The organism is Streptomyces durhamensis (assembly GCF_000725475.1).
GTDB classification, from domain to species: Bacteria; Actinomycetota; Actinomycetes; order Streptomycetales; family Streptomycetaceae; genus Streptomyces; species Streptomyces filipinensis.
Window position 1 is genome coordinate 173,774 of sequence record NZ_JNXR01000007.1, and the last position, 22,246, is coordinate 196,019.

The 22,246-nt window shown below is 72.5% G+C and carries 19 protein-coding genes; 6 read left to right on the forward strand and 13 right to left on the reverse strand.

Features of this window, described 5'->3' with window-relative positions; genetic code table 11:
• Nucleotides 1-714 carry a hypothetical protein gene (locus IO33_RS50370; protein ID WP_157857836.1) on the forward strand — a complete coding sequence of 238 codons (714 nt, stop codon included), beginning with the start codon at nucleotides 1-3 and terminating at the stop codon, nucleotides 712-714.
• 97 nt (nucleotides 715-811) lie between these two features.
• Here the strand turns inward: IO33_RS50370 and moeZ are convergent, their stop codons facing one another.
• The 12 genes from moeZ to IO33_RS0111875 form a co-directional block, all read right to left on the reverse strand.
• Complete coding sequence (moeZ, locus tag IO33_RS0111820; RefSeq protein WP_031163464.1) at nucleotides 812-1,990, reverse strand: adenylyltransferase/sulfurtransferase MoeZ; 1,179 nt, start codon at nucleotides 1,988-1,990, stop codon at nucleotides 812-814.
• 63 nt (nucleotides 1,991-2,053) lie between these two features.
• The gene (locus IO33_RS0111825) at nucleotides 2,054-2,803 is read right to left on the reverse strand and encodes a spherulation-specific family 4 protein (RefSeq protein ID WP_031163467.1); all 750 of its coding nucleotides are present in this window, start codon (nucleotides 2,801-2,803) and stop codon (nucleotides 2,054-2,056) included.
• Nucleotides 2,791-3,750 (reverse strand): NAD-dependent epimerase/dehydratase family protein, encoded by a 960-nt coding sequence (locus IO33_RS0111830; protein WP_031163469.1) that lies wholly within the window; start codon nucleotides 3,748-3,750, stop codon nucleotides 2,791-2,793. The genes IO33_RS0111825 and IO33_RS0111830 overlap by 13 nt, the downstream gene beginning before the upstream one ends.
• A 609-nt stretch (nucleotides 3,751-4,359) precedes the next feature.
• A complete protein-coding gene (locus IO33_RS0111835) occupies nucleotides 4,360-5,439 on the reverse strand; it encodes a hypothetical protein (protein WP_031163471.1) in 1,080 nt (359 codons plus the stop codon).
• Between the two features lie 218 nt (nucleotides 5,440-5,657).
• On the reverse strand, nucleotides 5,658-7,361 hold the full coding sequence (locus IO33_RS0111840) for a DUF3492 domain-containing protein (RefSeq protein WP_031163474.1): 1,704 nt from the start codon (nucleotides 7,359-7,361) through the stop codon (nucleotides 5,658-5,660).
• Nucleotides 7,362-7,562: 201 nt separating this feature from the next.
• Nucleotides 7,563-9,155 carry a dipeptide ABC transporter ATP-binding protein gene (locus tag IO33_RS0111845; protein ID WP_031163477.1) on the reverse strand — a complete coding sequence of 531 codons (1,593 nt, stop codon included), beginning with the start codon at nucleotides 9,153-9,155 and terminating at the stop codon, nucleotides 7,563-7,565.
• On the reverse strand, nucleotides 9,152-10,150 hold the full coding sequence (locus IO33_RS0111850) for an ABC transporter permease (protein ID WP_031163480.1): 999 nt from the start codon (nucleotides 10,148-10,150) through the stop codon (nucleotides 9,152-9,154). The genes IO33_RS0111845 and IO33_RS0111850 overlap by 4 nt, the downstream gene beginning before the upstream one ends.
• Nucleotides 10,147-11,223 carry an ABC transporter permease gene (locus IO33_RS0111855; RefSeq protein ID WP_031163482.1) on the reverse strand — a complete coding sequence of 359 codons (1,077 nt, stop codon included), beginning with the start codon at nucleotides 11,221-11,223 and terminating at the stop codon, nucleotides 10,147-10,149. The genes IO33_RS0111850 and IO33_RS0111855 overlap by 4 nt, the downstream gene beginning before the upstream one ends.
• Before the next feature lie 4 nt (nucleotides 11,224-11,227).
• Nucleotides 11,228-12,946: an ABC transporter substrate-binding protein gene (locus IO33_RS0111860; RefSeq protein WP_031163484.1), complete on the reverse strand. Its 1,719-nt coding sequence runs from the start codon at nucleotides 12,944-12,946 to the stop codon at nucleotides 11,228-11,230.
• A gap of 221 nt (nucleotides 12,947-13,167) precedes the next feature.
• Nucleotides 13,168-13,263, reverse strand: a complete 96-nt coding sequence (locus tag IO33_RS53785; RefSeq protein ID WP_342448267.1) for an Ms4533A family Cys-rich leader peptide — start codon at nucleotides 13,261-13,263, stop codon at nucleotides 13,168-13,170.
• Nucleotides 13,264-13,319: 56 nt separating this feature from the next.
• The gene (locus IO33_RS46605; protein WP_063765752.1) at nucleotides 13,320-14,957 is read right to left on the reverse strand and encodes a DUF3152 domain-containing protein; all 1,638 of its coding nucleotides are present in this window, start codon (nucleotides 14,955-14,957) and stop codon (nucleotides 13,320-13,322) included.
• Between the two features lie 7 nt (nucleotides 14,958-14,964).
• Nucleotides 14,965-15,966, reverse strand: coding sequence for an alpha/beta fold hydrolase (locus IO33_RS0111875; protein WP_031163489.1), 1,002 nt, complete (start codon nucleotides 15,964-15,966; stop codon nucleotides 14,965-14,967).
• 268 nt (nucleotides 15,967-16,234) lie between these two features.
• Between IO33_RS0111875 and IO33_RS0111880 the strand changes: the two genes are divergently transcribed.
• The 4 genes from IO33_RS0111880 to IO33_RS0111895 all read left to right on the forward strand — a co-directional run bounded on the left by IO33_RS0111880 (nucleotide 16,235) and on the right by IO33_RS0111895 (nucleotide 18,056).
• Complete coding sequence (locus IO33_RS0111880; protein WP_031163491.1) at nucleotides 16,235-16,459, forward strand: hypothetical protein; 225 nt, start codon at nucleotides 16,235-16,237, stop codon at nucleotides 16,457-16,459.
• A 157-nt stretch (nucleotides 16,460-16,616) separates the two neighbouring features.
• Nucleotides 16,617-17,258 carry a TetR/AcrR family transcriptional regulator gene (locus IO33_RS0111885; protein ID WP_031163494.1) on the forward strand — a complete coding sequence of 214 codons (642 nt, stop codon included), beginning with the start codon at nucleotides 16,617-16,619 and terminating at the stop codon, nucleotides 17,256-17,258.
• 134 nt (nucleotides 17,259-17,392) lie between these two features.
• The gene (locus tag IO33_RS0111890) at nucleotides 17,393-17,620 is read left to right on the forward strand and encodes a DUF3107 domain-containing protein (protein WP_031163497.1); all 228 of its coding nucleotides are present in this window, start codon (nucleotides 17,393-17,395) and stop codon (nucleotides 17,618-17,620) included.
• A 169-nt stretch (nucleotides 17,621-17,789) separates the two neighbouring features.
• Nucleotides 17,790-18,056 (forward strand): hypothetical protein, encoded by a 267-nt coding sequence (locus tag IO33_RS0111895; RefSeq protein ID WP_031163498.1) that lies wholly within the window; start codon nucleotides 17,790-17,792, stop codon nucleotides 18,054-18,056.
• Nucleotides 18,057-18,173: 117 nt separating this feature from the next.
• Here IO33_RS0111895 and IO33_RS0111900 read toward each other — a convergent pair whose 3' ends face one another.
• On the reverse strand, nucleotides 18,174-18,920 hold the full coding sequence (locus IO33_RS0111900) for a ferritin-like fold-containing protein (RefSeq protein WP_078963514.1): 747 nt from the start codon (nucleotides 18,918-18,920) through the stop codon (nucleotides 18,174-18,176).
• A 495-nt stretch (nucleotides 18,921-19,415) separates the two neighbouring features.
• On the opposite strand from IO33_RS0111900, the gene IO33_RS0111905 reads away from it, so the two are divergent.
• Nucleotides 19,416-22,217, forward strand: a complete 2,802-nt coding sequence (locus IO33_RS0111905) for a DEAD/DEAH box helicase (RefSeq protein WP_078963518.1) — start codon at nucleotides 19,416-19,418, stop codon at nucleotides 22,215-22,217.
• Nucleotides 22,218-22,246 lie beyond the last annotated feature (29 nt).

A 22,246-nucleotide genomic window follows, 5' to 3' on the forward strand; every position in this document is an offset into this window, starting at 1 on the left:
ATGGCAGACGCGGCTGAGTTCGCATACGAGGAATCGCTGCCTGAGGGGGTCGATGACGACCCAAGCGCAGGTCAGCACTGTACAGCGATCGAAGACAGCGTTACTGAACTCGAACGAGAGGTTGCGTCTCTTCGAGAAGCCCTTCAGGAAGCGCGAAGCGAGATAGTCGTTCTTCGATCGTCACTGGAAGAGTCGGATGCCCGCATAGATGGCATCATGTCCCAATGGACACGCTACCGCGATGATTTGGACTCTCTGGAGTCCGAGGCGCATCGCCTCCTTGCGGAGAAGTATGTGGGGTTCGTCGAGCAAGCTTTGTTCGGGCTGGCGCGAAAATCAGTTGCGCTGCACGCTCGGGGAGATACTGGACAGGCTATTTCCAACACCGTCCAGAAGCTCTGCGCTGAGATTTTCGGACGAGCCGATACGACTGAGGCTCGCATTCGACGCATTGTCAAAGCACGGTCGACCGATGCATTGGCTGCACACGCAAGCAATGTATTTGACCAAGGTACTGCCTTGGTGCGCGAGGCCCGCTCGATGAAGAACAGAGGGTTCTGGGATTTTGAATTCTGTGCGGGTGAGCCAGTAGATACCGACCGCCAGCAGGTCTGGGGGAAGTCAGACCCTGAGGGGCTGGTGCACTACGTCGTCGCACCTGCGTACGTCGCCAGCGGAGTCAGGTACTGCTTGCAGCGAGTCGTCACGCGGTAGGTTGGGCGACGCCGAGCAACAACGACGAAAGCCCACGGCATCTGCACTGGTCAGAGCCGTGGGCTTCGTCCGTCCCGCTGGCCGGCGGAGGGGCCGGTCAGTACACCGGCTTGTTCGGTTCGATCTGGTTGACCCAGCCGATGACGCCACCGCCGACGTGGACCGCGTCGGCGAAGCCCGCGGACTTCAGGACCGCCAGGACTTCCGCACTGCGGACACCCGTCTTGCAATGCAGGACGATCTTCTTGTCCTGCGGGAGGCCCTCCAGGGCGCTGCCCATGAGGAACTCGTTCTTCGGGATCAGCTTGGCGCCCGGGATGGAGACGATCTCGTACTCGTTCGGCTCTCGGACGTCGATGATCTCGATGTTCTCGCCGTCGTCGATCCACTCCTTGAGCTGCTTGGGAGTGATCGTCGAGCCGGCGGCGGCCTCCTGGGCCTCCTCGGAGACGACGCCGCAGAAGGCCTCGTAGTCGATGAGCTCGGTGACGGTCGGGTTCTCGCCGCAGACCGCGCAGTTGGGGTCCTTGCGGACCTTGACCTGGCGGTACTGCATCTCCAGGGCGTCGTAGATCATCAGGCGGCCGACCAGCGGCTCACCGATGCCCGCGAGGAGCTTGATCGCCTCGTTGACCTGGATGGAGCCGATGGACGCGCACAGCACGCCCAGGACGCCGCCCTCGGCGCAGGAGGGGACCATGCCGGGGGGCGGGGGCTCCGGGTAGAGGCAGCGGTAGCAGGGACCGTGCTCCGACCAGAAGACGGAGGCCTGGCCGTCGAAGCGGTAGATCGAGCCCCACACGTACGGCTTGTTCAGCAGCACGCACGCGTCGTTGACCAGGTACCGGGTGGCGAAGTTGTCGGTGCCGTCGACGATCAGGTCGTACTGGCTGAAGATGTCCATCACGTTGTCGGCCTCGAGCCGCTCCTCGTGAAGGACCACGTTGACGTACGGGTTGATGCCCTTGACGCTGTCACGGGCGGACTCGGCCTTGGAGCGGCCGATGTCGGACTGGCTGTGGATGATCTGGCGCTGCAGGTTCGACTCGTCGACCTCGTCGAACTCCACGATGCCCAGGGTGCCCACGCCCGCGGCGGCCAGGTACATCAGCGCGGGCGAGCCCAGGCCGCCGGCGCCCACACAGAGCACCTTGGCGTTCTTCAGCCGCTTCTGCCCGTCCATGCCCACGTCGGGGATGATCAGGTGGCGGGAGTACCTGCGGACCTCGTCTACGGTGAGCTCAGGAGCTGGCTCGACCAGGGGTGGCAGCGACACGGGGACTCCGTTGGTCGGTCAAACAGTACGGTTGTTCTTCCCGTAACACTGCCACGGCCTTTTTCATTCCGAGACACCTGTTCCGATACGCGAGACGATGTCGTCCCAGTAGCCGGGCATCGTCTCCCAGGGGTCGGTGCGGCCGCCGCGGTCGGTGCGGTCGGTGAAGTAGATCGTCGCCGCTCCCTGCCAGCGGGCGAGGCGCAGCGCCTCGTCCAGGTGACCGCGGGGCACGCCGTGCACGAAGTGGCAGAAGCGGTCCGGCGGGTAGTCGGCGGTCCACTCGGCCACCTGCGACCAGCGGTAGTCCGACCAGGAGCCCGAGAAGGTCACCAGCTGGTCGGCGTTCTCGGCATAGCCGGGGTGCGGGTGGGTGCCGTGACCGAGGACGATGTGGGCGGTGTCACTGATCGCCCGGAGCGTGGTGACCGCACGGCGGACCTCGGGGAGCGCGCCGCGGTCCGTGGGACAGCGGTCCAGCAGGAATCCGTCGACGCGGTACCAGTCGAGGTGGCGGTGGGCGTCGCAGAGCAGGTCGGCGAAGGCCCGGGCGCCGTGGGTGAGGTCCAGGTGGCCGAGGACCCGCACGCCCGCCCCGCGCAGCCGCCCCGCGGCTTCCAGGCAGTGCGGGTCGGGGCGGGTGCCGGGTCCGGCGGCCACGTTGAGGACCACCCAGTCCAGCGGGGTGCCGGGGCGGGCCAGTTCCGCCCACTGGGCCGGGGCGACGAGCGGGTGGGCGTAGCCGGGGATACCGAGGGCGGTGCGCAGGCCGGTGCCGGTGGCGCCTGCTGAGGTGCTGGTCAGATGCGGCATGCCGCCTCCATCCAGATGTCGGCCAGGGATTCCTCCAGGCCGATGCGGGGCCGCCAGCCGAGCCGGTCGCGTGCGGTGCGCACGTCGGCCTGCTGCCAGCCCCCGCAGCCGTCGGGGTACGGGTACGCGACAGGGGCCGCGTGGTCGGAGTCGGGCCGGGGGTGGCCGATGGTGCCGCGCAGCGGTCCGGGCGGGGCGTCCAGTTCGTGCAGGGCGCCGCCGTAACCGGCCACGCGCGCGAGGACGGCGGCGGCGTCGCGGAGGCGGACGGCGCGGCCGGAGCCGATGTTGATGACGCCCTGCGCGGCGGAGAGCGAGGCGGCGTGCACGGCGCGGGCGACGTCGCGTACGTCGATGAAGTCGCGCTGGGCCCCGAGGCCGCCGAGTTTGAGTTCACCGTCGCCGGACTGCATGGCGCGCCGCATGGCCTCGGCGAGCCGGCCCAGTGGGGAGCCGGCCGGGGTGCCGGGGCCGGCCGGCGAGAAGACCCGCAGCACGACGGCGTCCAGGCCGGAGCCGAGGACCAGTTCGGTCGCGGCGAGCTTGCTGACGCCGTACGGGCCGCCGGGGCGCGGTACGGCGTCCTCTGCGGTGGAGGAGCCGGGCTGGCTCGGCCCGTACTCGGCGCTGCACCCGATCTGCACCAGCCGGGCTCCGCAGCCGCTGCGGCGCAGGGCCTCGCAGACGGTGGCGACGGCGACGGTGTTGTGCCGGGTGAGTTCGCGGGCGCCGCCGCGGATGGCACCGGCACAGTTGATGACGACCCCGGGGTGCACCGCGTCGAGGAAGCGGGTGAGCGCGCCCGGGCTGCCGGTGGCCAGGTCGAAGCGGACGTCGGCGTCGTCGCCGCGACCGAGCGCGGTGAGCTGGACGGCCGGGTCGGCGAGCAGACGGTCGGCGACGAACCGGCCGATGTATCCGTTGGCTCCGATCAGCAGGACCCTCATCGGACGGCTCCCGGGGTGTGGGCGCGGACGGCACCGTCGGGACCGGAGTGGCCGGCGGAACCGCTGTGGCCGAGGGGGCCGGCGGGGTCGCCGTGACCGGTGGGACGGTGAGCAGCGGGACGGTCTCCGGCGGGACGATGACCAGCGGGACTTTGACCCCCGGGACTGCGACCGGCGGGACGGTGACCGGTGTGGCTGGGGCCGGTGTGGCTGGAGCCGGGGCGGCTGGGACCTGCGGGACTCGTGTGACCGAAGGAGCGACTGGGACAGGGGTGTGTGACGGGTCCGCTCGCTCTGGGGGCGAGCGCGGACCCCGTGGCGCCCCAGGCCCCGGCCCCGGCGGATCCGGTCACTGCCCGGCTTCCGGATCCGAAGGTCCCGGCGGCTCCAGCGCCCGCGACTCCAGCGGCTCCGGCGCCCGCGAGTCCGGCGGTCCCGGCGCCCGTGGCTCCAGCGGTCCCGGCGGCTCCTGCGCGCGCGGCTGCGGCGGACGCGCCGGTGGTTCCGGGGGCTCCGGACGCTCCGGGTCGGGAGGTGGTCATCTGGTGTTCTCCTTCAACAGGGGTGGTGCGGTCGCCTCCGGCGGCGGTCCGGGCCGCGGCGGAAGGTTCACTCGGGGGCTCCTGTGGGCGCGTGCGCCGAGGCCTGGGTCAGCGTGCGGACGGCGTGGAGCAACAGGACCAGCGCGGCGGTGCCGCAGGCGAGGGCCGGGACGGCCGCCGCGCCCCACGCGTGCACGAGGGTCCGGACGGGGGTGGCCGGCACGGCGCAGCCGGTCAGCCTCGCGACCGTCGGCAGGGCGAGGGCCACCGCTTCCGTGGCCGCCGCGGCGCCGAGCAGCACGGCTGGGGCGTGCCGGTGGTGGTGCACGGTGAGCAGACGGGCGAGCAGGAGCAGGGCGCCCAGGGCGAGGGTCTGCGGGGAGGCCACGGATTCGCGCAGGCCGGTGCCGCACACCAGGAGCAGCGCGGTGAGCGCGCCCACGAACAGGACGAAGGTGCCGAGCAACAGGGGTCTGCTGGCGGCCGTGAAGTCCTCCAGTCCGCGGCTGCCGGCGAGCCTGCGGCGGGCGCCCGCGGTGAGCAGGTGGGCGCACCAGGCGGCCGGGGCGCAGGCCAGGGTGAGGGCGAGGGCGGGCGCGGTGGCCGTGGGCCAGGGGCCGTCCGGGGCGCCGGTCGGCAGGGCGTCGGGGCCGCCGGTCACGACGGCGTGGAGCAGCCCGTCGCCGAGGAGGGCGTACCCGAGCAGCCAGAGCGTGCACGCACGCGTGGCGTTCGCGGTGTACCACGCGGGTGGGCCGGACGGGCCGGCGAGGGGGCCGCGGCGCAGTGCGGCACGCGTGGCGAGAGCGACGGCGAGGATGCCGGCGAGAGTGATCAGCAGGCGGGGCTGGCCGTGGGTGAGGCGCAGTCCTGCCACGGTGGCCGTTGCGAGGGCGCCGGGCAGGAGGGTGAGCAGGACCCAGTCCGCGCGCACCCGGGGTGCGGGCAGCGGCTCGGTCGCCGGGCCGCGCTCACCGGTGCGCGGCACGCGCGCGTAGAGCTCCTCGGCGAGGGAGAAGACGTCGCGGTGGCGGAACCGGGCGGCGGTCCGGTCGGTGACGCCGTGCGCCTCCAGACCGGCGGCGATCTCCAACGGGTCCACGGCCTGTTCGCAGAGCTCGCGGTGCCGGTGCAGCAGGGCCTTCACCGGGTCGGCGGCACCGCGCCGGGGTGCGGCGAGGCGTCGCCCGACCGGATCGGGGCCGACCGGATCCCCGTCGTCGGCGGGCGCGTTCCCCCACTCCCCCGAGCCCGCGTTCCAGGGCTCGGCACCTTTGGGCATCCCGGGCCGGTCGAGCCCGACCGACATGCCCGCCTCGCCGGGCTCACCCACCGCACCGCTCCCGTCTGCGTCCCGTACGCCCATCACGCCCCCTCCACGGCCAGTGGTGTCGCGCGTACCGGTGGGGCCGTGGCCCAGCCGGGGACGGTCCGGGGCAGGACGCGGGCCGTGGGGCCGGTCCAGCGGCCGGGGACGTGCGACTCGGCGGGGGTGGCGAACGGCCGGGGCTCGCCGGCCTCGTCGAGGACGACCCGGTGGACCGGGCAGTGCGAGACGATCCGCAGGTAGAGGCCGTGGAACGCCGCGATGTTCTGCTCGACGGTGAACAGTTCGAGCGCGCGGGCGCGCGCGGCGGCGCCGAGGCGCTCACGGCGCTCGGGGTCGCGCAGCAACGCCACGCACGCCTCGGCGAGCGCCCTCGGGTTGCGCGGGGGTACGACGAGTCCCGTGCCCCCGATCACCTCGACCACCGCGCCGACGTCGGTGGACACGGTGGCCCGGCCGCAGAGCATGGCCTCGATGAGGCCGATCGGGAAGCCCTCGACCACGCTGGACAGCACGACGACCGCGCCGGCGGCGTAGGCGTCGGGCAGCGTGGGGGCTTCCGGGCCGCCGATCTCCTCGAAGGAGACGGGGTTGTCACCGACGGCGTGCGCGCCCTCCGCCTCGTCCGGGAAGAGCTGCGCGGCGAGCGCCCGGCAGTGGCCGAGGTAGGCCGCGCCCTCGGGCCCGGCGGGCGCGCCGACGATCCTGAGGCGTGCCTTGGGTTCCTCCTTGCGGACCTCGGCGAAGGCGTGCAGCAGCGAGATCAGGTCCTTGGCGGGTTCTACGCGCCCGACCCAGACGAGCGTGTCCGGGTCGGCGCGGTCGGGGGCCTCGCCGACCTCGGTGAAGCGGGCGGCGTCCATCCCGGGGTAGACCGTGCGGATCCTGGCCCGGTCGGCGCCGCACCGTTCCTGCCAGCGGCGGGCGTGGGTGTTGCCGGGGGTGAGGATCTCGGCCCGCCGGTAGACCTCGGTGGCGAGCCGGCCGTGGAAGGCGCCGAGCAGCGCGCGTACGGCGGGGGCGGCGGTGTCGGGGCCGAGGGTCAGGTAGTGCGAGCGCAGGGGCACGCCGTACTCGGTGACGAGCAGCGGTACGTCGGAGAAGTGCCGGGCGAGCAGCCCGGGGAGGGCGGCGGGGCCGCCGGCGGCGGCGTGACAGAGGTCGGCCGCGCCGAGGCCGTCGTCGCCGTACCAGTCGAGGGAGAGGGGGCGCAGGGCGCGTTCGAGGTGTGCGGCGACGGTGAGCAGATCGGGTACGCGCGCCTCGTGCGCGGTGCGCAGCGCGCCGGGGGCACGACAGGCGCGTTCGAGGGTGCGTACGGCGGCGTCCGAGCGCAGGGCGCCGACCAGTCCGCCCTGGTCACGGGCGAGTTCGGCGAGTCCGTACAGCGCGTTGCCGAAACGGTCCGCCAGAGCGGTGGCCTCCTCCTCGGAGACGGCATCGGCCCTGGTCCCGGCGCATACCGCGGCGACCAGTTCGCCGTAGCACTCGGTGAAACGCCGGCGTGTGCGCCGCCCGTAGGCGACCCCGTCGTCCTCGGCCGTCCACAGCGGCGCCGTACGCACCCCGCTGACCTGCGGCGGGAGCGCGACCCAGCCGGAGTCCTCCTGGCGCCGGCTGCGGCTGAGCGCGTAGACGTCGAACTCGTGCCGCCCGAGCCCGCGCACGAGCCGCTCGCACCAGAGTCCGGCGTCACCGCCCACAAACGGGTAGCCACCCTCGGTAACCAGTCCGATGCGCACGTGTGCACCCCCGATCTCCTGTCCGGTGAGCCGCCCCGGTCCCGGCGGCTCGCAGCGGGACGAACGTAAGCGGACAAGGCGGTGGCGCGACGGACGGTTGTCCATCGCGCCACCAAAAGGGGTGAACGGGCGTAACTTTCGCGTGCGGGTCGCGTTCGGCCGCGCTAAGGATCCACCCGGCGATCAGGCGGGCGCGAAACGTTACGCCACGGCCGGTTCCCGGCGGGCCGCGCGCCGCTGGGCCGCCAGCTCGGGGTCGAGCGCCGGTACGGCGGCCAGCAGCCGACGGGTGTAGGACTCACGCGGGCTGTCGTACACCTCGTCCGCGGGCCCGTACTCGACGACCCGGCCCCGGCGCATCACCGCGACCCGGTCGCTCACCTGCCGGACGACAGCGAGGTCGTGCGCGATGAAGACGAGCGCGAGGCCGAGTTCCCGCTGGAGTTCGCCGAGCAGGGCGACCACCTGCGCCTGTGTGGTGACGTCGAGCGCGGAGACGGGCTCGTCGCAGACGATGACGCGCGGTTCGGCGGCCAGCGCGCGGGCGATGCCGATGCGCTGGCGCTGGCCGCCGCTGAACTCGTGCGGGTAGCGGTCGTAGTGCGCCGGTTCGAGCCCCACCCGCTTCAGCAGTTCCGTCACGCGCCCCCGGATGCGCTCCTCGTCCCGTTCGCCACGCGCCCGGAGCGGGTCGGCGATGGACTCGCCCACGCTGCGGCGGGGGTTGAGGGAGGAGACGGGGTCCTGGAAGACCATCTGGACGGCCGGGTTCACCCCGGTGTGCGGGCGGCCTTCGTAGCGCAGGGCACCGGCGGTCGGCTCCAGCAGTCCGACGAGCATGCGGCCGAGCGTGGTCTTGCCGCTGCCGCTCTCGCCGACCACACCGAGGGTCTCGCCGCGCCGGACGGTCACGGAGACGTCGTCCACGGCCGCGACCGCCCCCTTGCCGCGCCCGAACTCGCGCCGCAGGCCCATGGCCTCCAGCACGACCTCGTCGGTGGCCGGAGAGCCGGTGCGACGGGCGTCCACGCGCGGGACGGCGTCGAGGAGCTCGCGGGTGTACGCCTCGGCGGGCGCCGCGAGGACCGTGCCGACCGGGCCGCGCTCGACGGCCCCGCCGTGCCGCATGACGAGGATGTCGTCCACGCTCTCGGCGGCGACGCCCACGTCGTGGGTGACGAGCAGCAGGCCCATGCCGGTCTCCGCGCGGAGCGTGTGCAGCAGGTCGAGGATCTGGGCCTGGACGGTGACGTCGAGGGCGGTCGTCGGCTCGTCGGCGATCAGCAGGTCCGGCTCGCAGGCGAGGGCCATGGCGATGAGGGCGCGCTGGCGCATGCCGCCGCTGAACTCGTGCGGCCGGGAGCGGGAGCGGCGCTGTGCGTCCGCGATGCCCACCCGGTCCAGCACCTCCACCGCACGCGCGCGTGCGTGGCGACGCGACACGCGCGCGTGGACGCGGTGGACCTCGGCGATCTGGTCGCCGATCGCGTAGTACGGGTCCAGCGAGGACAGCGGGTCCTGGAAGACCATGGCGGCCTTCGCCCCGCGCAGCCGCCGGAGCTCCTCGTCGGAGGCCGCCTGTACGTCCGTGCCGGCCACCCGCACCGCGCCGGTGACCCGCGCCCCGGTGCCCCGGTGCAGTCCCAGCAGGGCGCCCGCGACCGTGGACTTGCCGGAGCCGGACTCGCCGACGAGGGCCAGCGCGGCGCCCTTCGCCAGGCTGAAGGAGAGCGAGTCCACGGCACGCAGGGGGCCGAACTCGACGCTCAGGTCGGTCACTTCCACCAGGCTCATGCGAGCACCACCCGTCGGTCGGCCACCGCGTACAGCACGTCCGCGGCGGCGTTGGCGAGGACCACGAAGAAGCCGATGACCAGGACCATGCCGACGACCACCGGCAGGTCGACGACCTTCACCGCGTGCACCAGCTCCTGGCCGATGCCGGGCAGACCGAAGAGGGTCTCGGTGAGGACGGCGCCGCCGACCGCCGAGCCGAAGGTGACCGCGTTGAGCGCGATGACGGAGGCCGTCGCGCCGCGCAGGGCGTGCCGGGCGATCACCGCGCGTTCGCCGACGCCGTACGCGCGGAACGTGCGGATGTGGTCCTCGGCCAGCGTCTCCAGCATCGACGCCCGGGTCAGCCGGGCGAAGTTGGCCGACTCGACGAGCGCGAGGGAGAGCCAGGGCAGCAGCAGGTTCCAGGCCCACTGCTCGGGGTCGTCGGTGAAGTCCACGTACTGCGGGAAGGGCAGCAGCTGCAGCTCGCCGCAGACGACGATCATCAGGACCAGACCGATGACGAAGACCGGTGTGGCGACGCCGGCCAGCGTGATCGCGGTCAGCACGCGCTCGCTGAACCGGCCGCGCCGCCAGGCCGACAGCACACCGGTGCCGACACCGAGCAGCAGCCAGATCACCATCGCGCCGAGCACCAGCGAGAAGCTCACCGGCAGCTTGGCCAGGATGATGTCGGTGACCTGCTGGCCGGTTTGGTACGACTGGCCGAGGCAGGGCGCCGCGCAGTGCTCGACGGACGTGCCGGTGGAGAAGTCCTGCCCGGCGAAGAGCCCCTGCAGGAAGTGCCAGTAGCGCACGTACAGCGGGTCGTCGAGGTGGAGTTGCTGGGCCACCTGGTGGACCTGGGCGGGGGAGCAGCGCGGGCCGCAGGTGATCTGGGCGACGTTGCCGGGGGTGACGTAGAAGACGACGTAGATGATCACCGAGAGTGCGAACAGGGTGACCACGGCGCCGATCACGCGGCGCAGGACGAAGCCGGTGAGGCCGTTCACGCCAGGTCCTCCTTTCCCGCTTCGGTCTTCGCGCCGCTCTGGCGCCGCGCGCGGGCCCCGGCCTCCGGTGCGGCCTGCTCCGCGCGGGCCTCGCGCTTGCGGCCGGTGCCGACGCGCAGGCGGGAGGCCGCGCGCGGGTCGAGGGCGACACGGACGCCGTCGCCGAGGACGGTCAGCGCGAAGACGGTCGTGAACAGGGCGCCGGCGGGCAGCAGCAGGTACTGCGGGGCCGCCTGGTACCAGACGTCGGCGGAGGTCAGCATCTGTCCCCATGAGGGCGTCGGCGGCTTCACGCCGACGCCGAGGAAGGACAGGGCCGCCTCGGCGCTGATGTTCGTCGGGACCAGCAGTGCCGCGTAGGTGATGACCGGCGCGGCGAGCCCGGGCAGCAGTTCGCGCACGGCGGTCCGCCAGGTGCTCCAGCCGCTGAGCCGGGAGGCGGCGACGTAGTCGAGGTTCTTGAGGGTGAGCGTCTGCGCGCGCACCATCTTCGCGGTCGTGCTCCAGCCGGAGACCAGGGCGATGACCAGCGCGACGAGCACCGGCCGCGGGAAGTTGCCCGGGACGACGGCGAGCAGCGCGAGGGCCATGATCATCAGCGGCATCGAGACGAAGATGTCGGTGATCCGGCTCAGGACCAGATCGACCCAGCGGTTGCCCAGGCCGGCCGCCACGCCCATGACGATGCCGAGGATCACCTGCGCCACCGTCGCCGCCAGGGCCACCCCCAGCGACACCCGCGCCCCGTACACGAGCCGCGCGAACAGGTCCCGGCCGGTCTGGGGTTCCACGCCCAGCCAGTGGTCGGCGCTCATGCCGCCGAGGGAGCCGACCGGAACGCCGCCGCGGGCGGAGTCGATCAGGGACGGGTGGTACGCGGTGGGGTCCTGGCCCTCCAGCGCGGTGAGCAGCGGCGCGCCGAGCGCGATCAGGACGAGCAGCGCGACGACGGCCGCGGCGACCAGGGCGGCGGGCTGCGCGCGCAGCCGCCGCCAGAACTGACGGGCCCCCGAGGCAGCCGGGACGGACGATTCCGTCCCGGCTGCCTCGACGGTGACGAGTGCCTCGCTCACGGTGCTACTTCACCGCGACCTGGGAGATGTCGAGGACGCCGGTCCAGTCGCTGATGACGACGTTCCTGACGTCCTCGCCGTAGAGCCGCTTGTAGACGGGGTGGAACAGCGGCACGACGAGGGCCTTCTCGCCGATCTTCCGGTCCAGTGCACCCCATCGCCTGGCGGCCGCGTCAAGGTCGGTCAACTTGTTGATCGCGTCAATCTCGTCATTGACCGACGTGTCGTCGAGCAGGCCCGTGTTGAAGTTCGCGCCGTCCTTGACGATCTGCCGGCCGTCGAAGATCGGGGCGAGGAAGGGGCCGCCGGAGGGCCAGTCGGCACCCCAGTGCGCGAGGAAGAAGCCGGGCTCGGTCTTCACGCTGTGGATCTTGTCCCGGTAGTCGTTGTCCTCCAGGCCCTGCAGCTTGACCGTGATGCCGGCCTTCTTGAGCGCGTCCTGGACGGCGGTCGCGATCTCCGGGCTGGTCTCGAAGTCCTTCTCGTTGGAGTGGGTGAGGGTGACCGTGAGCCCGTTCTTGTGGCCGGCCTGCGCCAGCAGCTCCCTGGCCTTGGCCGGGTTGCCGGAGGTGCCGGCCGGGAACGGGTCGTACGGCGTGTAGCCGAAGGACTTCTGGCTGGGCAGGAACGTGGTGGCGGGCTCGGCGAGCGCGCTGCCGCCGGCCGCGTTGACCACCGAGGACCGGTCGATGGCGTAGGCGATCGCCTGACGCACCTTCGGGTCGTCGAACGGCTTCACGGTCGGGTTGAAGGCGATGTAGTCGGTGTAGCCGAAGTGGCCGGTGCCCACGCGCGCGGCCAGTGCCTTGTCGCCGCCGACCTTGGCGAGCTCGGCGGGACCGAGGTTGGTGTCCGTGGTGACGGCGGCCGCGTCCGCACCCTGGGACGCGGACAGCCGCTGGTTGATCACCGAGGAGTCGAGGCCGGAGCGGACGTCGATCTCGTCCGGGTAGGCCTTGCGCTCGGCGTCGGTGGCCGCGGACCAGTTCGTGTTGCGCACCAGGACGACGTGCTCGCCGTCGTTCTCGTTCTTGACGACCTTGTAGGGGCCGGACGAGACCGGGTGCTCCTCGTACTTGGTGCCGTCGTCCTTGCTCTTGGGCACCGGGGCGAACTGCGTCTGCGTGGCGAGGAAGGGGAACTCGCCCTCGGGCTTGTTCAGGTGGAAGACGATGGTCCGGGCGTTCGGCGTCTCGATCGCCGGAAGGCCCTTCTTGTCCTTGTACGGCCCCTGGTAGTCGGCCGCCCCGGCCAGCCAGTCACGCAGGTAGGGCGCGCCGCCCGACAGTTCCGGGGCGAAGGAGCGCTCGATGCCGTACTTGATGTCGGCCGAGGTGATCGGCGTGCCGTCCTCGTACTTCAGGCCCTTCTTCAGGGTGTACGTCCACACGGTCGCGTCCTTGTTGGGGCGTCCGGTGTCGGTGGCGAGGTCGGGGACGACCTTGGCACCGGCCGCGCCGTTCTCGCGGTTGCGCGTGGTGAGGGTGCGGAAGACCAGCGAAGGGACGTTTCCGCCTCCGGAGGTGTAGAGGCGGGCGGGGTCGAAGTCGGTCTGCGGCTGGGAGTTCAGCACCGTCAGGGTGCCGCCCTTGTGGGGCGCGGAGTCGCCACCGGAGGCCTTGGCATCGTTGTCCTTCGGGCCGCAGGCGGCGGCGCCCGCTGCCACGACCAGGCTGACGGATGCCGCTGCCACGCGGCGCGCTGTGACGGACGTTTGACGCATCGGAATGACGACCTCTCGGGGAAATGAGGGGGAAAGTGAGGGGGAATGGGCGGTGCTCGGGGCCCTGATCGTGCGCTTCTCGAAGAGTGAGACGTGCGGACGAACAGTGAGACGACTGCGGACAGACGTCCGCCCCGGCGCCGGGTCGCCGAAAGAATCCGTGACACGGTCACGGACGGGGAAAGGAGGAAGATCGCGACGCGAGCGCCAGGGCGGCGGCGTCAGCGACAGTCGATGTCGGCCACGCAGAGTGCGGTCACACCGATGAGCGCCAGCTCGATGGCGGCGCTCTCGCAGACGGCATGACTAGACCACATGCGCAGAAATATGAACGAACTTACGACTCATGTCAATCTGACATGAGCGACGCCTGTCAACTCCTGGGATAAGGCCAGGGGTTGGGAAGACAGTGGATTCCGTCATGGTCCAGGAACTTGGTCTGCTGCTGCATGACGGGGGCGAGTTCGCCGTTCTTCTGGCACGTCACATGGCCGTGGCCGAGCCGGTGACCGACCTCGTGGTTGATCAACATCTGCCGGTAGGCGTAGATTTTTTTGTCCCCGTATGTCTTGCTTCCCTGGGCCCATCTGTACGCATTGATCATCACGCGTTCGGTGGCGGCCGAGTCACAGGAGACGTTGTCCTCCGTGGTGTCCAGCCCGGACTTGGCGCACCACTCGGCGGTCGTACCGGGGCTGGCCAGTGTGATCACGAAGTCGGGCTTGCCGGAGGAGATCCGCTCGAAGGTACGGGTACCGCCATGGCCCCAACTGCGGTCGTCGTTCAGGGTCTTCTGCACGGCCTCGGCGAACAGCTCGCCGTCCAGCCCGAGTCCCTGCTCCACGTCCACGCGGTAGGTGTACTTCTGCCCCTTGCCGGGCGCCTTGGCGAAACCGGGCACCGCTTCGAACTTCCCCGACGCCTTCAGGGTGGCGCTGAGCGGGTACGTCCGGTCCATCTTCTGCCGGTACGGCAGCGTGGCCGTGCCGGGCGAGGCCGACGGGGCCTGCCCGGCGGGCGTGTGCGCGTCACGGGCCTGGTCGGTGGCGGACCGCGACTGCGCTGCGCCGCCGTCCCGCGACTCGGTCACCTGTCCGGCGACGACCACCGCGAGCACCGTCGTGACGGCGGCCGCCGCGATGCCGGCCAAGGCCCGGCCGCGCGGCGCTCCCGGGGAGGTGTTTCCCTCACCCTGCGGGTGCGTTGCGGGCGCGGTTCCCCGCGGCCCGCTCGGGGTGCTGCCGCCGGGGCCGTCCGCCTCCGGCGCGCCGTCCGCGTGCTCCTCTGCGGTGCGGGGCTTGCCCACCCGGGGCGCGAAGACATCGGCATCGTCACGGGCCTCGACATCGCCGGCGCGCCCGCCCGCGAAGGCGTCGAGGTACTCCTGCCGGGGCCCGCCACCGGGGCCCGGCCCCGCGGGCCGCTGCCGCGCAAACGCGGTCCCGGTCCCGGCCGCCCCCGCGAACTCCCCCCAACCGCCGCCGGCTTCCCGCTGCTCAGGGTGCCCACCCCGCGCGGCAGCACCACCGGGAAAGCGGGGCACACCGCGGGCCGGGGTGCCATCAGGAAGCCGCGGCACATCGCGCGCGGGGGTGCCGTCAGGGAATCGCGGCACACCATGCCCCGGGGTGCCGTCAGGAAGGCGCGGGGCAGCCCGTACGGGCGTGCCGTCGCCGAAGCCCGGGGTTCCGTGGGCCGGTGTGCCGCCCGGGAACGCCGACGGCCCCTGGGGGACGCGCGGCGGATGTCCCACGGCCCCGGCACCGGCCCCGCCCGGCGGTGCCTGACGCCGGCCCGGTGGTGCCTGACGCTGGCCCGGTGGTGCCTGACGCTGGCCCGGCAGCACGGGCCGGACCCCGTCCGCACCCTCCTCCTGCGACGCCGGTCCGCCCCCCTGTACGGGAAGGTCCCTGGCGTCGTCGGAGTGGTTGTCCCGCTGTTCCCGGCGCATGGCGGCTATGTCCGCGGAGTCGTCCTTGGGGGCCGGGCCGCGGCGGCTGTGACGTCCCACGCGGACCTCAGCTCCCCTCGCCCGGGACGGCGGCGCCGGCGCTCCGGGCCGGCTCCCCCGTGTCCGCGAGGAGTTCCCGGAACGCCGTGGCGACCACGTCCGGGTACTCCATCATCGCCACGTGCCCGGCGTCCGGCAGGGACAGCAGGCGGGAGTCGCGGAAGGCACGGGCGGCCCGGGGAGCCATGCGGAAGCCGACCAGCTGGTCGCGGCCGCCGTAGATCAGCAGGCTGGGCGCGAGCACGCGCTCGGCCTGGCGCCACAGCCCGTGCTGTCCGCCGAGCGTGTAGGCGTTGACGATCCCGCGCGCGGAACGGGCCATCGCGTCCCAGAAGTACGACAGCTGCAGCCGCCGCTCCAGCTCCTCCACCGCGTGCTGGAACGCCTCGGGCGACACCCGCCCGGGGTCGCCGTAGCAGAGTCCCAGAACCCCGCGCACCCGCTGCTCGGCGGTCCACCCCTTGGTCAACCGGGTGAACAGGGCGGCGACACCGGGCACCCCGAGCAGGGCGGTCGGCGCCGCGGTGCGCTGGATGCGCAGCTCCGGCAGGGCGGGCGACACCAGGGTGAGCGTACGGACCAGGTCGGGGCGTACGGCGGCCACGCGCGTGGTGACCGCGCCGCCGAGCGAGTTGCCGAACAGGTGGACCGGGCCGCGGCCGGCCGCGTCGAGATAGCGGATCACCGCGCGCGCGTGCCCGGTGACGGAGTAGTCGCCGTCGTCCGGGGGCGGGGAGTCGCCGAAGCCCGGCAGGTCGACCGCCTCGCTGTGGACGACGCCGTCCAGCTCGGCCATCAGGGCCGACCAGTTCTGCGAGGAGCCGCCGAGCCCGTGGACGTACAGGGCGGGCGGCAGGTCCTCGTGCGCGGGACGGCGGGAACGGATCGACAGGGTCACTCCGGGCAGCCCCACGGACCGCAGCCGTTCGCCCTCTCCGACCCGGACGGGCGCCACCCTCGGAAGCGCACTCGTGGCGGCCGGTACGGACGGCGACTCGGTCGAAGACATGCGGCAATGTTACGAGGTGATCACGCCGGGGTTCGTGTGGCGGCCGTCACAGAATGGTGTGTGGTGGCCGTCACGGAGTGAATGTGGGGGACGGGTGAACCCGACGGAGCGCGGACGACGCGACCGGGGCGTCCGCGTCCGGTGAACAGGGGCGACGAAGGGGCGAGACGGCATGGCGTCCGGATCAGCTCTCTCCTAGGCTCGTACAGAGGGCACCCGCATGTGGCCCCTGCTTCTTCCAGGGACGTTCGTAGGAAGGGAGCCCACCATGGCTTATGACCCGACCGAGCCCGAAACGATCGACGACCTGGAGGCCGACACGGTCCCCGAGATCGACGTCGAGGCTCCCGAAGTAGACGCCGCGGAACAGCAGGCGGACATCAGGCCGGACCGTGACGACCCCCTGACGGGGGTGGATCCGGACCGGGCGAACGAGGCCGATCTGGTCGAACAGACGCGCGTGGTCTCACTCGACGAGGACGACTACCGCTGACGTCGGCGTGCTCCTGCGGCCGCACCCGGGACCCGCTGCGGCTTTCGCCGCCGTCCGGTACGTGAAATTCTGCGCTCGCAGCGCGCACACCACGGTTACCGAAAAGTACGATGGCGGCGCGGCCGACACCGCGATATGGACGATTTTGGGAGGCGGCGTGACAGCCATCGAGCAAACTGAGGCGGCCCGCCCGCGTGGCACCCGTCTGCCACGCCGAGCCCGACGGAACCAGCTGCTGGGCGCCGCCCAGGAGGTTTTCGTCGCGCAGGGGTACCACGCGGCGGCGATGGACGACATCGCCGAGCGGGCCGGCGTGAGCAAGCCTGTGCTCTACCAGCACTTCCCCGGCAAGCTCGATCTGTACCTCGCCCTGCTGGACCAGCACTGCGAGTCGCTGATCCAGTCCGTGCGCGGCGCCCTGGCGTCGACGACCGACAACAAGCAGCGCGTCCGGGCCACGATGGACGCCTATTTCGCCTACGTCGAGGACGACGGCGGCGCGTTCCGGCTGGTCTTCGAGTCGGACCTGACGAACGAGCCGGCGGTGCGCGAGCGCGTCGACAAGGTCACCAACGACTGCGCCGAGGCGATCTGCGACGTCATCGCCGAGGACACCGGTCTCTCGCGCGCGGAGTCGATGCTGCTCGCCTCCGGCCTCGGCGGACTCGCCCAGGTGGTGGCCCGCTCCTGGCTGCACAGCGACCGCAGCGTGCCCCGCGACCAGGCGGTGCAACTGCTCACCTCGCTGGCCTGGCGGGGCATCGCCGGCTTCCCGCTGCACGGCACCGAACACCACTGACGTCCGTTTGTTCCCATGCGCTGTTCGCTGACGGCGTTCCGGCCCGCAGCGTGTACGTCCCCTCACCGGACTAATGTGTGCGGGGTACGGCGCGGAAGATCGCGCACATCACTGGCCGTCGGAGGGACAAAGCCGTGGAGGTCAAGATCGGCGTGCAGTACGCGCCCCGCGAGATCGTTCTGGAGAGCGGTCAGAGCGTCGAGGAGGTCGAGCGTCTGGTGTCGGACGCGCTGGCCGGCAAGACGCAGCTGCTGAGCCTCCAGGACGAGAAGGGCCGTAAGGTCCTGGTGCCGACCGACCGCCTGGCGTACGTGGAGATCGGCGAGCCGACCGTGCGCAAGGTGGGGTTCGGCACGCTGTAGGCCGACGTCGCGAGAAGGGCCCGGCGGCTTGTGCCGCCGGGCCCTTCCGCATGGGTCGTGCACACAGTTGGCACACAACTTCTCCACAGCGGAGGATTGCACTCCGCAGGTCACGGGTATGACGGGCTAGGACCGTTCAAGGCAGCACGGCCGTGGGAGGGACCCCGACATGATCCTGGAAGCACTCGGCTCCGCCGTGCTCGGTCTGGCCCTCGCCCTGATCGCGGCGTACCGCCTGCCGCACCGGTTGCCGGCCCGGCCCCTGGTCCTGTCGACGGGCATCGCCGGCGCCCTGTTCGGCGACTTCGTCACCCACACCGCGCTCGGGTCCGCCGCCACCTGGCTGAGCCTCCTGGGCGCCGCGGTCATCTCGGCGGCGTCGCTGTCCCTGCTGCTGCGTCCGGCGGGCAGACTGCGCCGATCAGCGACGGCGTAGCCCCGGCGCCTTCACAGCGGGCGCCAGGGGCAGATCCCCAGGGGCGCGGGGAGCTGCGCGACCGGCCCGTACGGACCCGCGGCCGCGCACCTCGCCGCAACCACCCCTCGCAGGGTGCTACGCCGCGAGGCCCAGCGCAGCCATCCGCTTCGTGTGCGCCTCGGTGATCCGCGAGAACATCTTCCCGACCTCCGCGAGGTCGAAGCCGTCGGCCACCCCGCCGACCAGCATCGTCGACAGCGCGTCCCGGTCGGCGACGACCCGCTGGGACTGCGACAGCGCCTCGCCCATCAGCCGCCGCGCCCACAGCGCCAGCCGGCCGCCCACACGCGGGTCGGCCTCGATGGCGGCCCGCACCTTCTCCACCGCGAACCCGGCGTGCCCGGTGTCGTCGAGAACGGCCAGAACCAGCTCGCGGGTGTCGGAGTCGAGACGCGCCGCGACCTCCCGGTAGAAGTCGCTCGCGATCGAGTCGCCGACATAGGCCTTGACCAGGCCCTCCAGCCAGTCCGAGGGCGCAGTCTGCTTGTGGAAGCCGTCCAGGGCCGCGACGAACGGGTCCATCGCGGCCGTCGGCTCCTCGCCGATCTCGGTCAGCCGGTCCCGCAGCCGCTCGAAGTGGTGGAACTCGGCCGAGGCCATCTTCGCCAGCTCCGCCTTGTCCGCGAGGGTCGGAGCCAGTTTCGCGTCCTCCGCGAGCCGCTCGAACGCCGCCAGCTCCCCGTACGCGAGCGCGCCGAGCAGGTCCACGACGGCGGCGCGGTACTGCGGGTCGGCGGAGGCCTGCGTCCAGTCCTGGGCGGCGACACCGGTGGGCGCCGCGGAGTCGTTCTCAGGCTTGTCAGAGCTAGTCATGAGGCGCACAATAGCCCGCTCGCGCGGTCTCGGAAGCGCCTGGCCGATCAGTGTGACGACGACGACGTGACCAAATCGGCCATCGCATGTGCGCGAATCCGAGGTATGGTGGTAATGCGCCTGCCAGAGTGCGTCGACGCTGTTCGACGTCTTCGCGACGGGCCGCACGCATGAGGATGCCCGGTCGGTGGCCCGATCGGCTCCGACCCGACAGCCCTCCCTGGCCGTACGTGAGAGTACGTACGACGACCGGAGGGACACCTCAGCGGTACGAGCGCTAGAGCGTCGGCAGAGGTCCCGTGCCTTACGGCTTGCCCGAGTGGTTCGCCCGTACGGCAGCCGACGTCCCCGGCACGGTCAGTCATGACCCCCGCGCTCGCCTCGCACCGCGCACACAGAAGAGGCATGACCCTGACTACGACGTTTCGAGACCTCGGAATCCTTCCCGAGACGGCCGAGGCCCTGGAGGCCGTCGGCATCATCACCCCCTTCCCCATCCAGGAGATGACCCTCCCCGTGGCCCTCTCGGGCACGGACGTCATCGGCCAGGCCAAGACCGGCACCGGCAAGACGCTGGGCTTCGGTCTTCCGCTCCTGGAGCGCGTCACCGTCCCCGCCGACGTCGAGGCCGGACGCGCCGCCCCCGAGGCCCTCACGGACGCCCCCCAGGCCCTCGTCGTCGTCCCCACGCGCGAGCTGTGCACCCAGGTCACCAACGACCTGCTCACGGCGGGCAAGGTCCGCAACGTGCGCGTGCTGGCGATCTACGGCGGCCGGGCCTACGAGCCCCAGGTCGAGGCCCTGAAGAAGGGCGTCGACGTGGTCGTCGGCACCCCGGGCCGGCTGCTCGACCTCGCGGGCCAGAAGAAGCTGAACCTGAAGCACGTCAAGTGCCTGGTCCTCGACGAGGCCGACGAGATGCTCGACCTGGGCTTCCTGCCCGACGTCGAGAAGATCATCAACATGCTGCCGGCCAAGCGTCAGACGATGCTGTTCTCGGCGACCATGCCGGGCGCGGTCATCGGCCTCGCGCGGCGCTACATGTCCCGCCCCACGCACATCCGCGCCACCGCGCCGGACGACGAGGGCGTGACGGTCGCGAACATCAAGCAGTTCGTCTACCGCGCGCACAACATGGACAAGCCGGAGATGGTGGCCCGCATCCTGCAGGCCGAGGGCCGCGGACTGGCGATGATCTTCTGCCGGACCAAGCGCACGGCCGCCGACATCGCCGAGCAGCTGCAGCGCCGCGGCTTCGCCTCCGGCGCGGTCCACGGCGACCTCGGCCAGGGCGCCCGCGAGCAGGCGCTGCGCGCCTTCCGCAACGGCAAGGTCGACGTCCTCGTCTGCACCGACGTCGCCGCGCGCGGCATCGACGTCGAGGGCGTGACCCACGTCATCAACTACCAGTCCCCCGAGGACGAGAAGACGTATCTGCACCGGGTCGGCCGTACGGGCCGGGCGGGCGCCAAGGGTACGGCGATCACGTTCGTCGACTGGGACGACATCCCGCGCTGGCAGCTGATCAACAAGGCGCTGGAGCTGGACTTCAACGACCCGGTGGAGACGTATTCGAGCTCCCCGCACCTGTTCTCCGACCTCGGCATCCCCGAGGGCACCAAGGGCACCCTGCCGCGTGCGGAGCGGACCCGTGCCGGTCTGGACGCGGAGGAGCTGGAGGACCTGGGCGAGACCGGCGGGCGTGGCGCACGCGGCCGCGGCCGTGGCGGCCGCGGTGAGCGTGGCGACCGTCCCGAGTCCGGCACCGCCGAGCGCGAGCGTACGCCCCGTACTCCGCGCAATCGCCGCCGTACCCGTGGCGGATCCCTCGTCGACGCCGCCACGGCCCCCGCGGCACCGGCCGCCGAGTCCGGCACCACGGAGTCGGCCACCGGTGCGGAGGAGTCCCGGGCTCCCCGCACCCTGCGCCGCCGTCGCCGTACGCGCGCCGGTGCCTCGGCGCAGCCGGTGGCGGCCGAGGCCGCCGTCGAGTCGCTGGACACCGCGGAGGGCGCGCCCGCGCCGACCGCTCCGGAGCAGGAGGCCGCGGCCAAGCCGCGCCGCCGCCGTACCCGCAAGCCGGCTTCCGCCGAAGCGGCCCCGTTGGTGACCGAGCCGACGGCTCCCGAGAGCGCGGCGACGATCGAGTCCGTGGCCACGGAGGTGGCGGCGAAGCCCGAGCCCGTGGTCGAGAAGGGCCCCGCGCCGGAGCCGACGGCCGAGACCGCCGAGGCCAAGCCCCGCCGTCGCACGCGCCGGACGGCCGCCGTCGCCGAGGCGACCGTGGACACCGCCGAGGCCACCGAGGTCGCCGAGACCGTCGAGGCCAAGCCGCGCCGGACCCGCAAGACCGCCGCCGCCGCGGAAGCGGCCGTGGAGACGGCGGAGGGCACGGAGACCAAGCCCCGTCGCACGCGGAAGACCGCCGCGACGGCGCCGGAAGCCCCCGAGGCCGAGGCCAAGCCGCGCCGCACCCGCAAGACGGCCGCCGCCGAGGCCGCTGAGGTCGCCGAGACCGTCGAGGCTGTCGAGGCCAAGCCCCGTCGGACCCGGAAGACGGCCGCTGCCGCCGAGACGACCGCGGACACCGCCGAGGCCGCCGAAACGGTCGAGGCCAAGCCGCGCCGCACCCGGAAGACGGCTGCTGCCGCCGCCGAAACCGCCGTGGACACGGCCGAGGGCACGGACGCCAAGCCCCGCCGCCGTACCCGTAAGGCAGCGGAGCCGGCCGCCGAGGCCGCGTCCGCCAAGGCCGACGCCCCGGCGGAGGAGGCCGCCCCGGCGGCCAAGCCCCGTCGCACGCGGAAGACGGCAGCCGCCGCCGAGGCCGCGGCGGACACGGCGGAGGGCACGGAGGCCAAGCCGCGCCGCACCCGCAAGACCGCAGCAGCCGCGCCGGAAGCCCCTGAGGCCGAGGCCAAGCCGCGCCGTACGCGCAAGACGGCGGCAGCCGCCGAAACCGCCGTGGAGACGGCGGAGGGCACGGAGGCCAAGCCGCGCCGTACGCGGAAGACCGCCGCAGCCGCGCCGGAAGCCCCCGAGGCCGAGGCCAAGCCGCGCCGCACCCGCAAGACGGCCGCCGCCGCCGAGACGACCGCGGACAACGCCGAGGTGGTCGAGGCCAAGCCGCGCCGGACCCGCAAGGCCGCCGCCGTCGACACCGCCGACGGCGTGGAGGCCAAGCCGCTCCGTACGCGCAAGGCGGTCACCGCGGAGATCCCGGCGCAGGCCACCGCGGAGCCGGAGACCAAGCCGCGTCGCCGGACCCGCAAGGCCACGGCGGCCGTCGAGGCCGCCGAAAGCTGAGCCGGCGCACCGTCGCCGACGGCCCGGTC